Origin of the sequence: Streptomyces sp. RP5T (assembly GCF_003933965.1) — a bacterium.
Lineage (GTDB): Bacteria > Actinomycetota > Actinomycetes > Streptomycetales > Streptomycetaceae > Streptomyces.
This window is the reverse complement of sequence record NZ_RSAJ01000249.1, coordinates 1-12,005: the sequence shown is the minus strand read 5'-3', so window position 1 is coordinate 12,005 and position 12,005 is coordinate 1. Positions and strand designations below refer to the sequence as shown.

Below are 12,005 nucleotides of genomic sequence, written 5' to 3'. Positions count from 1 at the left end.
TCGAGCGCGTCCATGAGATCGCGGGCAAGCGAGGTCTGTCCCCGGCCCAGGTCGCCCTGGCCTGGGTCATGCGCAACCCGGTGGTGACCTCGCCCGTCGTCGGGGTCACCAAGCCGGCCCAACTGGCTGATGCGGTCGCCGCGGTGGACGTCGAACTCGACGACGACGAGGCCGCCTACCTGGAGGAGCCCTACCAGCCGCACGAGACCGCCTACCTGGAGGAGTCCTTCTACAAGTCGCGCCCTGTGGCGAGCTCCCGGTAGTCCGGGCTACTGCCGGGCCTTCGACAGGTCCTTGGCCTCGGCTTTCACAGCTCTGTGGTCGGCCCGGCGGTGCTTGCGGGTGGTCGCGCGCAACTGCATGATCTGCGCGCTGCCCGCCAGCGCGGTGAGCAGAGGATGCCCGCCACCGCGACCAGCAGCAGGGCCACACGCAGCGGAACGTGCCCGTGGGCACCGAATTAGCTGACGTCCACCGACTGCTCCTGAGTTTGGTCAATTGGTTTAGCAGACGAGCAATGGGCGTTGATCGAGCCGATGATCACGGCCTGGAAGCAGGGCCGAGTGGCACGGTCAGCGACCGGAGATCCCGGATCCTGCGATCTGCGGGAGGTCGTGAACGCGATCTCCTACCAGAACCGGACGGGCTGCCAGTGGCGCTACTTCCCGCATGATCTGCCGGCCTGGTCGGCGGTGTTCCACTACTTCGGCCTGTGGCGCCAGTACGGCCTTGACCAGCGAATCCAGGAACTCCTGCGCTGCCAGGTACGGGAGAAGGCCCGGCGATTAGAGGACCCGTCCCTCGTGATCATCGACACCCAGTCCGTCCGCGCGGCAGCCGGTGTCCCGAAGACCACGACGGGACTGGACGCCAACAAGAAGGTCTCGGGCCGCAAGCGGGGACTGGCCGTCGACGTGCTGGGGCTGATCATCGGCGTCGTCGTGCTGGCCGCATCCGCCCACGACAACACCGCCGGCACCGCCCTGCTCGACCAGGCCGCCGAACGGTGCGGGATGCGTCTGGAGAAGGCCCTGGTGGACCAGGGCTTCAAGGACGAAGTCCTCATCCATGGCGCGTTGTTGGACATCGACGTCGAGGTCGCCCGCCGCAACCCGGCCGACCAGGGCAAAGGCTTCGTCCCGCAACCGAAGAGGTGGATCGTGGAGCAGGTCAACGGCACGTTGATGCTGCACCGCAGACTGGCCCGCGAGTACGATCACCGGCCCGACACGTCCGCCTCGCGCGTCTAACGAACCCCTCAAGCAGAAGACCACAACACAGGCGTAATCGATCATCGTCAGTGGCACACCGACAGAGCGGACGGTGTCCGCCAGCCACGCATGAGTCCCAGCTTCAGAAGTGGTGAGCACCGCCCCTTCGACAAGCCTCGCTGTTCACCCCGCGCCTCAACTGGGAACCCGCTCAGTCTGTCGGCTGCGGGCGTGGTCTCCGCGTCTCGCACGACAACGCTTCGGTGAACCACTTGGCCGCCCAACCCGTTTCTCCGTTCGAAACCTTGCCGCCACGAGCAATGTTTCGTGACGAATCCATGGCATAGGGACATTACTGAAAGAGGTGTGCCGGACATGATCTCGGAGAAGTACAGGAAGAGGAACGTCGGCTGGGTTGCCGGGGCTGCACTGGCAGCGCTGGCTTTGAGCGTCACAGGGTGTTCGAAGTCTTCGGACTCCACCGCGAAGGAGAAGCCGGCCGCACACAGCTCGAGCGTGGGCGGCGCGAAGGAGGCAAGGGGCAAGGACGGTGCGGCTGCCTCCTCGCCTTCCAATGCCACAGGCCAGTCCACTGCTGAGGGAGCTGTGGGAGCATGGGTCACCGCGGTGATCAAGGGGCAGCTGAAGGAGGCTTGTCAGCTGATGGGGCAGCCGGCCACCGATTCATCGTCGGCGCGAGCCAGCACCCCGGAGACGTGTGAAGGCGACACGCCTGAGGCGCAGGAAATGCGGGACAACTTCGGCAAGTTCCGCACGTCGTTCACGCCCAAGCCGCCCAATGACAACCCGAAGGTGGAGGTCGTCACCGTCCCGGGCACGAGTGACAAGGTGGTGATACCCGCCGACAAGGTCGTCGTCGACGGACAGACACTCACCAACATCATCGTGGCCAACTCCACCGGAGTGGAGGCAGGGCAGTTGGACGTCAGTCTGGAATCTACCAAGATCAGCGATGCTTGGTACGTGACGAACTTCAATTTCGGCCTCGGCTGACATCCTGGCTGAGAATCTTGCCCGAAAGCCGCGCAAATCGACGGGCAGTACGGCCGAGCTACTCCTCTCCCCTACCGGTAGGCCACCGGTTCTGGTGAGGGAGGAGCCGCTGTCGGCCATCGATCACTTGTCTGCGAACCAAGCCAGGACCGGCGGCGTGACACCACCGCCTGCGGCTCCTGACCGTGGTACCTGCCTCAGTCCCCTGGCGGTACCGATCCGTCCGCGTCCTCACTCGACCGAGTGTCGCTGCCGAGCGGGACAACGACCCGCAACACGCCCTAGCTGTCACCGCTGGACCAAGGAGTGATGTCCATGTTACCCACCATCCCACGCCCTACAAGGCGGCGCTCCGGGCGGCTCACCCGTGTCGGCCTCGCAGCAGGTAGTGTCCTCGCCGTCGCCGCCGCCTTGTTGTCCTCCCACACACCGGACAAGATACTGCCGGCCGCCGGATCGTCATCTGTGAAGGGCCCGATCATCGGTCTGGCTGGCAAGTGCGTTGACGTGGCGGGAGCGAACAGCGCCAACGGCACCCCGGTTCAGCTCTTTGACTGCAACGGCACGGACGCGCAGCTCGTGACGAAGCACGACGACGGAACTCTTCGCGTATTCGACAAGTGTCTGGATGTGGACGGCGCCGATACTACCGCCGGAACGGCCGTCCAACTGTGGGAATGCCATGGCGCTCCCAATCAGCAGTGGGTGGTGACCGAGGCGCAGGACATCGTCAACCCTGCCGCGGACAAGTGCCTTGATGTACGTGACAACAACAGCGCCAACGGTGCGCGGCTGCAGATCTGGACCTGCACCGGCGCCGCGAACCAGAAATGGGCCGAACAGGGTTCCCTTCTGGAGTCGCGCAAGGCCGCTCCGGCGCAAGCTCCGGGTTCGGGCGGGGACTTCGTGGTGAGCGAGACGCAGTTCAACGAGATGTTCCCGAACCGGGACCCCTTTTACACCTACAGCGGCCTGACCGCTGCGCTGAGCGCATACTCAGGCTTCGCCACCGCTGGCAACGACACCGTCAGGAAGCAGGAGACGGCCGCCTTCCTCGCGAATATCGGTCACGAAACCGGCGGCCTGGTCCACATCGTCGAGCAAAACACCACCAACTATCCGCACTACTGCGATCTCAGCCAATCGTACGGCTGCCCCGCCGGGCAAGACGCCTACTATGGCCGGGGACCGATCCAGCTCAGCTGGAACTACAACTACAAGGCAGCGGGCGACGCTTTGGGCATCGACCTGCTCAACAACCCCGGTCTGGTCCAGAACGACGCTACGGTGGCGTGGAAGACCGGCCTGTGGTACTGGAACACCCAGTCCGGCCCAGGCACCATGACCCCGCATGACGCCATGGCGAACCAGGCCGGCTTCGGGCAGACGATCCGCTCTCTCAACGGCGCCCTGGAATGTGAGGGCAGGAACACCGCCCAGGTACAGAGCCGAGTCGACTCCTACCGGCACTTCACTCAGATTCTGAACGTCCCCCCAGGAGACAACCTCTCCTGCTGAGGGAGGAACGGAACTGAAGATCATTCCGACCTCTGACTCACGGAAGATCGATTCACGGGCGATGCTTCGAGCGTCGGCACGTGCAGCCGGCTGGGGCTGTCAACGAAGACGGCGGCCCCAGCCCGCATCAGCACTACTAGTACTCCAGCAGCGTTTCGCTATCTGGCCTGGTCAGAAGCATCGTCGGGAGTGTAGTTGGCTGATGGCACGTCAGGGGCGGCCTTGCCGGACCGCCCCTCCAACGAATGACATCGAGAACTGTCTGAGTAGATGAGGGCAGCCTCCCCGCGTGATCGACGACCTTGCCGACGCGACCTGGGACCGTGAACTCGATGACCTCCTCCTGCGCATCGGCCACCGTTTCGGCCGCGCAGACCTGCGACGCCGCATGCGTGACTACGTCCGCGCCCCGCTCGGCCCTGTCGGCCGCAAAAACGGCTGGCAACTGGCCGAACACGCAGGCCACCGCACCCCCGACGGCCTGCGACGGCCGCTGAACGGGGCCATCTGGAACGCCGACGACGTCCGCGACGACCTGCAGGCATACGTCGCCACGAGCTCGGCGAGGCCGACGGGGTCCTCATCCTCGACGACACCGGCTTCGTCAAGAAAGGCACCACCTCTGCGGGCGTGCAGCGCCAGTACTCCGGCACCGCCGGCCACACCGAGAACTGCCAGATCGGCGTCTTCGCCGCCTACGCCACCACCCGCGGACGCGCCCTGGTGGACCGCGAACTGTATCTGCCCAAGTCCTGGACGGACGACCGCGAACGCTGCCGCGCCGCCAAAATCCCTGATGAGAGGGTCTTCGCCACCAAACCAGAGCTGGCCAGGACAATCGTGCTGCGCGCACTCACCTCCCCGCTGCCGATCGACTGGGTGACCCCCGATGCCGCCTACGGCCAGGAGTGGCGCTTTCGTCGGATGCTGGAAGAAACCGCCGTCGGCTATGTGCTCGCCGTCCCGAAGTCCCAGCCGGTGCCGCGCTTCGGCCGCATCGACCACCTTTCAGCCAGGCGATGGCTGAGACATGGGAGCAACGCTCGTGCGGCGACGGCGCCAAGGGCCCGCGCGTCTATCACTGAGCCTCTTCAGAACGGCCACCGATCGGGTGACGCCGGAAGCAACGGCCGGCATCAGCACGGCGGCAATCTCCCTGCTCGGGAGCGTCGTCAACACCTGCCACGACATCACCCTCACGAGGCACTACTGAAGAAGCTCACTGCCATTACTGGCGACGATGCCACTCGTTGGAGGGGCGGTCCGGTAAGGCCGCCCCTGACGTGCCATCAGCCAACTACACTCCCGACGATGCCTCTGACCAGGCCAGATAGCGAAACGCTGCTGGAGTACTAACGCAAGGCTCGCTCACGGTTTGCGTGCCAGCGTCGCCATGCGCAGGAGCCACTCGACCGGTCCGTACCGCACGCGTCCCATTAGCCACCGGCTCACTACAAGCTGTGTCGTGTAGAGCACGAAGCATCCAGTCAAGACTACGGCAGTACTGTACCGACCGTATTGTGCCAACCCATATCCGGTAAAGACCAGTGCCATGACCATTGACTGGGTGAGGTAGTTGGTCAGTGCCATACGGCCGGCAGGGGCCAGCATGTCAGCGACTCGCCGACCGGCCCGGGTGGGTAGCAGGAGCAGCAGTCCGCAAGCGTACGCCGCGGTCAGGGTTGGAGCGGTCACCAAGCCAACGGCCGAGCCGACGTCATACCAGCGCGGGTCAAGAGGGCCATTGCGGCATACCGCCATGAACGCGCTACCGGTCAGACCGAACGGCAGGGCTAGAACGACGATGCGAATCATGCTCTTGCGGTAGCGGTAGGGACTGGCGAGTACCCCGCTACGGCCTGCGATCATGCCAACCAGAATTGCCGCCAGCATGTCGCTGCCGTAAATGATCTCCCAGCCCAGCGTGTCGCGCAGCCACTGCAGGTTGGAGCTGACAACCGAGCCCGGAGTTGCCCGGCGGGCCACGCTCGTTCTCTCCAGCGCGGTCGTGAAGGCCCCCGTGGGCATCGGTTGCGAGTAAGCGACCGTGAGCAGACCCCAGGCCAGCAGGCACGCTGCCGCACATGCGACCAGGCCGGCCGCGGTCCACAGAGCTGTGCGTGGTGAGGTATTCCTGAGGGCGAACAGTAGAAGGCTCAACACCGCGTAGACCATTAGGACGTCGCCGGGGAATAACAGCACCCCGTGCACGAGGCCAAGCAGCAACAGGCAGCTCAGACGACGCAGGTGTCTGGGAGCCAGAGCTTTGCCCGCGCGATCGGCAGCAGCCCTCTGCAGTGTGAAGCTGTATCCGAACAGGAACGAGAAGAGCAGATAGAACTTTGTAGTGACGAGCGCCGTGACCAGCCACTCGGCCACGTTGTCGGCGTGTGACCCGACGGACGATCCGCTCTGCGGCCCTAGATGCGGCCCCGCCATGATCAGGCTGTTGACCAGGAGGATGCCCAGTAGTGCGAAGCCACGCAGAATGTCTACCTCCTGAACACGGTTCCCTTGAGTCGTCTCCGTACGCGCCGAGTCGGCAGACGCACGTGTCGATGTGAAGGAAGAGAAGCGCAAGAGGGGCCTCCAGGGCCGTGCGATGGGGTGATGATGGAGTCGGGTGGTGGAAGCTTGCTGTGAGCGATGTTCGACAACCGTGCAGGGGCGTAACGGCCCCATCGCGGGGATAGTTCAGTTCGGTTCCCTGATGCCCTTGCAAGGCGCCGTTGGGTGATCGTGCGAGCGACGAGAACGAGCGGGCCCAACTGGCCTGGCGCGCACGGTGGCGACGACTACCCGCGTCTCGCAGTGAGCGTTACTGCCGGTGCGGACGTTTGCGGTGCGGCACGACGATCCGGCAATTGAAGGGCCCCGAACTGCCCTCCCAAGCGGCCTGACGCCGACTGCTCATTCTCGGGCGACTTCACCTACGGCCTGTGGAACCTCATTCGTCACCCATGGCCGCCGCACAGAGGTGGAGCCATAACTCCTTCTCGCGTAAAGCAATCGAGCCGAAGACCCGGATCCATGTGTACTGCTCGCTTGCGGTCCCCACCAGTCCGGCGCTCGCGCCCCGGTGGCGCCTCGCCGGAGTCCAGCCGTCACCCCACGACACGGTGCCCTCTCGGACTCCGTCCGCACGAGCGAGGAACCCGGTGCCTCCATGGACTGGCCCCGCAGTGGGAAGCGACTGCTCTTCTCCCAACAGGTCTCCGTTGCCCCAACCCTGAGGCAAGACTCCTGAACCGTACCTGGCGTTTGGACGTAGTGTCAGTGCGTAACAAATGCAGGAGATTTTGAGAGAGCAGGGTTGCGATGTCCCATGAGACGGCCGAGGTTTCCGCAGAAGCACAGAGCGCCGTTCCTGACAATACGGCAAACGGAAAGGCTGAACAGGAGAATACCCCGAGTCCACCGCGATTCATTCTTTACATGGAGGGTCCCGAATATGCGCATACCCTTCGGCAACTGACCCTGTGGACGCACCATGTACTGCTTCCTGTATATGGCCGAGAAGTCACGTCCACGGCCCCCTGGTGTTCTCGGTGGTGGGAGCACCCGGAAGCGGTCGCTCAACTCCACGGCCTGTGGCTTGCCTGGGGCGAGTTGACAGGGCCCGGCTCTCAAACGTGCGGGCCCGCTAACTGGCACCGTGACTATTTGGGGCAGGTAATGAACAATCTGCGGGATCCTATGGGTCCCTTCGCCGGCTGCAAGCCCAACGCCCACCGGGCGAAGGAGGCTCCTTCTGTCGATGCCATGGATCCGTTCGGCCCCTCGCCCATTCAGGCCTGACCGGCTGTTCTTTGTGAGCTGGTGTGGCCGGTGGTGAAGATGCCCCCTGGTTGGGACATCTCGCCATCGAATCATGCAGACCGAGGGCGGATTGCGGAGCGGGACGTGCGTGCTCGTATCCGGTGGGATGCAGGAAGAGCCGACACGCTGTTCTGTGCAGCGGGGGGGAAGAGTGCGTGCGAAGTGAATACAGCCTGCAACACGACGGTTGAAGGAAAGTCAGGGGGCTGATGGCCGAATTCCTCGATGGCCGTGCCAGCAGAGGGGTTGCGCGATGGACCTGACCTCTCGTCGGGGCAGATGGGGCTCCTGGGGTTGGTGCACATGCCGGGCATCGGCACCGGGGCCCATATCGTGACGGGCATCGGCGGTGGCATCAATCTTCTGTCTACCGCACCCCACACGGTCGGTGCTGAGGCTGAAACTGCCGATCGTGCGAGCACCTGAGGGCGGTTCATCGAAGGCTGTTCAGGATGCTTAGGCCCTGCTCGCGCATAGCTGGAACCAACTGCTGAGCAGATTGTGAAAGGTTCGTTGTGACCATCGTGAACTCTGCCGGGGTCCCTACCTGCTCCAAGAAGCCGAGGCTGAGGTTGGCACACGAGGGTGGGATCGAGGCGATCATCGAGTGGGAGAACTTCATCCAAGCCTCGTCGGACACATGCGTCTCCAACGACGGCAACAGCAGCGATTCCTCGTGCTCAAGGTGGTTGTGTAACAGGTTGCGCAGCGCCTCCGCCGCTGCAGCCAGACTTGCTCGGTCTCTTCCGGTCCTCAGGCGAACAGCGTCCAGCGTTGACACCGCCGCTTCTAGTGCATCATGTTCGGCGCTGAGCTCGATGAGACCGGTTCCGGCCTCAGGATCAGCTGTGATCAACTCGGGCCACAAGAAGTCGTCTTCGCTTTGGTGATAATGCAGCAACGCCGTGACCAGAAACGACTGCAGCTCGGCCAGCGCTGATGACGGGGTCGTGTCACGCTGTGCAGCGTCGACCAGCAGGGTCGTTGCGACTCGCTGCACCCTGTGCAGCAATTTCACCTGGGAGACCGCCAGGGAACTCGGCGGTTCGATGCTCACGGTGGTCATCCTCTTCTCGCCAGCTATTCGTTCGGTAAGGACTGGGTCTTCGCTTCTGTCAATCGAGTGGGTTGACGATGGGTAGTCCGACTTCGCAGCGCGTGGCGTGCCTGTGCCCCATCCGGTTGGACAGGTACGCGACGGCAGAGTCGGGGCGCTGGCCTCGCCGCGGGGCAGGTCGAGGGACTGGGTGCGCTTCGGACTCACAGACTCGTAGTTCCGTAAGCGGTAGGAGGATCGATTCACGGTGAACTCCATTGCCATATGCTATAGCGAGTAAGGGATGCCTATCCGACGGCACAGATCAAGGCCGGACGGCTAGGCGGTAGTTTGAAATGAGTCAGCAGCTGGAGAGCTGCACGAGTGCGGAGCGATGGTGGCGAGTCGCGACTTCCTCGGCCCGGTCCTCGTCCCGTGCGAGCAGGGCATCCAAGAGTTCGTGGTGCTCCTGGTAGCGGGTATGGAAAGCTTCGGCCTGCGCGGGGACGATCTCTATGGTGCGATCGAGTCGTTCCTCGTAACTGAATGCCCTGGCTTGGTTCAGCAGGCCTGTCAGTACGGGGTTCTTTGCGCACGCCTCCACCTCTTGGTGGAAGAGGCGCATCTTGCGGAAGATGGCTGTCAGCTCGTCGGTGATGACCGCTTCCGAGCCCTGTTCGGCGGTCGCCTTCTCGATAGAGAACATGATCCGGTCCGCCTGCGTCAGCAGTGACGCCAGGCTCGTAAGCTGCTCGGCGCTTGCGTTGCGCGCCGCCAGGCGCGCCATCAGTGCAGACAGCCGGACCTCCGCTTCGACGATCTCCGAGCGCGCCGCCGAAGAGTATGGGGCGATCCGTAGCCCACGCGGACCAACCCGTTCGACGACCCTCTCGTGAACGAGTTGACGCAGCGCTTCCCGCACGGGGGTGGGACTGACGCCGAGCCGGGCTGCGAGATCGCGTTCGGTGATCTTCTCACCAGGTCTCAGTGCTCCGTCGCGGATCGCCTCCCGAAGCCGCCGGTAAGCCTGGTCGGCCAGGGATGTGGTCTCCATCGGGCCTAGGTCGTCAATCAACATGACGGCAAGCATGCTCCTGCTATAGCAAATAGTCAATAGGGGAGGCGGTGGATCTGCGACCGAGCGTCGACTTCGCCCCGCCACCAGATGGCAGGACCGATCCCGTCCCCTCTCTGTCGTTGCAACAGCCCTGCTCAGGATCAGAGCCCCAGGGGACCCGGATCCGCACGGTCCAAGGAAGCCGCCCCAGGGAGGGAGGCATACTTTCGCCGCATGAATCAAGGAATGAGCTCATCCGACGCCGCCGCAGTCATCGACATCAAGCACCGGTTGAGCAGGTTCTGCAATGGGCTGTCGGATGGGCTGGTTTACTGGGCGACAGCGACGCCGGAAACCTGGATGGTGGTGCGGCGGCCCATGCCATTCCGGCAGGCCATCCCAGTGCGACTTGTCCACGACCCAGGTCCCGCGGGCATGCGCTCGTAGGTGAACAGCCAGCGGTGTGGGCCCGCTCAGGTCCGGCGCCAGCAGATGAAGCGAGCCACGCCGGGCGCCGCATGGTCAAGAACAGCCGGCTCCACCACGCCGGCTATCTCTGGGCCTTCTCCTCCCTGCACTCATCACCCAGAGTGCAGGCCCACTACCGCCACCACGCGACGTCGGCGACTGGCACGCACAAGCACAGCGGCACCTGTCCAACCGCCTGCCCGGGCAAGTTCCACACCTCCAAAAGCGAGTTCTCTTCGATGAAGAACATGCCGTCAAGCCACCCGTGACCTCACCAATGGCAGCTGCTGCTTGGCAGTTTCAGATCCCGAGATGTCCATGGGACACGCCCACTGGTCCGGGCGGCAGCAACGCCGCCCAGGACCCGAAGCCGACAGATCTTGAACAAGGCAGCCAGGGCCAGTCATCCCACGGGTCAGACCCCGGCCCCGGGGTGGCGCTCCATGAGTCTCAGAGTTGTCCCTTGACCAGCACGATCGGGGTGGACACGGAGCTTCATTCTCCGAGCGCCGCCTTGCGAAAGGCTCGCTCCGAGATACGGGCCGTCGCTGACGCGGGCAACAAGCGGCCGAAGACGAAGGTCTGGAAGCTGTTGAGACGGCCGTCCACGACCGCCGGGCCCCGGCCGCGCAGAGCGGACATGACCGTATCCGCGACCAAACCCGGCTCGCGCTTGCCCGGCACACGCCGTGTGTTCATCGCCGTGTCGGTCGGACCGGGACTGACCGCCACGACCCGCACCCCCGTCGCCTTCGTCTCGGCCCACACCGCCTGGGTGAAGGACAGCACGAACGCCTTCGAAGCCGCATAGGCGGCCACATACGCAGCGGGAGCATACGCACCGGTACTCGCGATGTTGACGATCGCACCCCTCCCCCGCGCCACCATGGCCGGCAACAAGAGCGCCGTCAGCTCCGCCACCGCACCGGCATTGAGGTCAACCAGGCCCCGCAGCCGCACCGGATCACTGCCGGCCACCGGCCCCAGCAGACTCACGCCGGCATTATTGACCAGCACATCGACCTCGGTTCCCGCCCCCACCAGCCACTCGGCCAGCCGGGAAGGCGCACCCGGGTGCGACAGGTCCAGCGCCAGCGTCGACACCTGGACCCCGTGATCGGCATGCAGACGCTTGGCCTCCGCCTCCAAACGCGCGCCGTCCCGTGCAACCAGAACCAGGTCCATCCCCTGCCCAGCCAGCCGCTCGGTGATCGCGGCCCCGATGCCTGTCGCGGCACCGGTCACCACCGCAGTCCGCGGCCTCGTCTGTTCTTTCGTGTTCATGCCCAGAACCGTAAACTTTGACATTAACGTCAATGTCAAGCATGGATCGATGAAGGAGACGGCGTGCGCATCGGAGAACTCAGCAGGGCCACCGGGACCAGCACCCGTTCCCTCCGTTACTACGAGGACCAAGGCCTGCTCTCCAGCCACCGCCGCCCCAACGGATACCGGGAGTACGGTGAGGAAGCCGTACGCCAGGTCGCCTTCATCCAAGACCTCTACCGCGCCGGGCTGCCCTCCCAGATCATCCGGGACATCCTTCCCTGCACCGCCCCGACACCCCCCGCGGGCCAGTGCACACAACTCCTGGAACGGGTCCGGCAGATCCGCGACGAACTCGCCCGTCAGGAGCAGCAGATCGCTCAGCGCCGCGAGATGCTCGACCGGTACCTCACAGGCACGACCACCCCCGCCGGCCTCAGCAGCCAACCCCACTGCTCCGTTGAGCGGGACTGTAAGAAGAACAACGGTTTGACATCCTCGCCGCCCTGAAGGACGGCGATTCCCGCCTACCGCGCCGTTGAAGGCTGCGGTGTCGAGTGGGTTCCTGCTTCGCCGCGCGGCGCCGGGGCGAGTCCCGGTCTTACCTGCGCTCCAC

At 64.4% G+C, this 12,005-nt stretch carries 10 protein-coding genes and 2 pseudogenes; 8 read left to right on the top strand and 4 right to left on the bottom strand.

The window, feature by feature from the left end:
• From EHS43_RS24345 to EHS43_RS48010, 5 genes and pseudogenes are all read left to right on the top strand, one after another.
• Nucleotides 1-263 (top strand): aldo/keto reductase (locus tag EHS43_RS24345; RefSeq protein WP_185806381.1); only part of this gene is annotated, 263 nt, incomplete at its 5' end.
• A 234-nt stretch (nucleotides 264-497) separates the two neighbouring features.
• A pseudogene (locus EHS43_RS24340) lies at nucleotides 498-1,247 on the top strand (IS5 family transposase); the annotation flags it as partial.
• Nucleotides 1,248-1,586: 339 nt separating this feature from the next.
• Nucleotides 1,587-2,225, top strand: a complete 639-nt coding sequence (locus EHS43_RS24335; protein ID WP_125192894.1) for a hypothetical protein — start codon at nucleotides 1,587-1,589, stop codon at nucleotides 2,223-2,225.
• A gap of 315 nt (nucleotides 2,226-2,540) precedes the next feature.
• Nucleotides 2,541-3,743 (top strand): glycoside hydrolase family 19 protein, encoded by a 1,203-nt coding sequence (locus tag EHS43_RS24330; RefSeq protein WP_125192893.1) that lies wholly within the window; start codon nucleotides 2,541-2,543, stop codon nucleotides 3,741-3,743.
• Between the two features lie 438 nt (nucleotides 3,744-4,181).
• Complete coding sequence (locus tag EHS43_RS48010; RefSeq protein ID WP_312023436.1) at nucleotides 4,182-5,099, top strand: transposase; 918 nt, start codon at nucleotides 4,182-4,184, stop codon at nucleotides 5,097-5,099.
• A 12-nt stretch (nucleotides 5,100-5,111) separates the two neighbouring features.
• On the opposite strand, the gene EHS43_RS24320 is transcribed toward EHS43_RS48010, so the two are convergent.
• Entirely contained in the window at nucleotides 5,112-6,323 is a 1,212-nt protein-coding gene (locus EHS43_RS24320; protein WP_260470685.1) for a DUF418 domain-containing protein, read from the bottom strand.
• 855 nt (nucleotides 6,324-7,178) lie between these two features.
• On the opposite strand from EHS43_RS24320, the gene EHS43_RS24315 reads away from it, so the two are divergent.
• Nucleotides 7,179-7,541 carry a DUF4913 domain-containing protein gene (locus tag EHS43_RS24315; RefSeq protein ID WP_260470686.1) on the top strand — a complete coding sequence of 121 codons (363 nt, stop codon included), beginning with the start codon at nucleotides 7,179-7,181 and terminating at the stop codon, nucleotides 7,539-7,541.
• A gap of 454 nt (nucleotides 7,542-7,995) precedes the next feature.
• On the opposite strand, the gene EHS43_RS24310 is transcribed toward EHS43_RS24315, so the two are convergent.
• Together EHS43_RS24310 and EHS43_RS24305 are read right to left on the bottom strand one after the other, a co-directional pair.
• The gene (locus EHS43_RS24310; RefSeq protein WP_185806380.1) at nucleotides 7,996-8,619 is read right to left on the bottom strand and encodes a hemerythrin domain-containing protein; all 624 of its coding nucleotides are present in this window, start codon (nucleotides 8,617-8,619) and stop codon (nucleotides 7,996-7,998) included.
• A 340-nt stretch (nucleotides 8,620-8,959) separates the two neighbouring features.
• Entirely contained in the window at nucleotides 8,960-9,676 is a 717-nt protein-coding gene (locus tag EHS43_RS24305) for a GntR family transcriptional regulator (RefSeq protein ID WP_185806379.1), read from the bottom strand.
• Nucleotides 9,677-10,164: 488 nt separating this feature from the next.
• Between EHS43_RS24305 and EHS43_RS48005 the strand changes: the two are divergent.
• Nucleotides 10,165-10,376 (top strand): annotated as a pseudogene (locus EHS43_RS48005) (IS110 family transposase); the annotation flags it as partial.
• Between the two features lie 242 nt (nucleotides 10,377-10,618).
• Here the strand turns inward: EHS43_RS48005 and EHS43_RS24300 are convergent.
• Nucleotides 10,619-11,407: an SDR family oxidoreductase gene (locus tag EHS43_RS24300; protein WP_125192888.1), complete on the bottom strand. Its 789-nt coding sequence runs from the start codon at nucleotides 11,405-11,407 to the stop codon at nucleotides 10,619-10,621.
• Between the two features lie 63 nt (nucleotides 11,408-11,470).
• Here EHS43_RS24300 and EHS43_RS24295 point away from each other — a divergent pair, with 63 nt between their 5' ends.
• The gene (locus tag EHS43_RS24295; RefSeq protein WP_125192887.1) at nucleotides 11,471-11,899 is read left to right on the top strand and encodes a MerR family transcriptional regulator; all 429 of its coding nucleotides are present in this window, start codon (nucleotides 11,471-11,473) and stop codon (nucleotides 11,897-11,899) included.
• Nucleotides 11,900-12,005: the final 106 nt, after the last annotated feature.

What these genes read in the sequence shown, in the direction of transcription:
- EHS43_RS24335 (WP_125192894.1), top strand. Translation starts at nt 1,587, where the DNA reads ATGATCTCGGAGAAGTACAGGAAGAGGAACGTCGGCTGGGTTGCCGGG.
- EHS43_RS24330 (WP_125192893.1), top strand. Translation starts at nt 2,541, where the DNA reads ATGTTACCCACCATCCCACGCCCTACAAGGCGGCGCTCCGGGCGGCTC.
- EHS43_RS24315 (WP_260470686.1), top strand. Translation starts at nt 7,179, where the DNA reads ATGGAGGGTCCCGAATATGCGCATACCCTTCGGCAACTGACCCTGTGG.
- EHS43_RS24305 (WP_185806379.1), bottom strand. Translation starts at nt 9,676, where the DNA reads ATGTTGATTGACGACCTAGGCCCGATGGAGACCACATCCCTGGCCGAC.
- EHS43_RS24300 (WP_125192888.1), bottom strand. Translation starts at nt 11,407, where the DNA reads ATGAACACGAAAGAACAGACGAGGCCGCGGACTGCGGTGGTGACCGGT.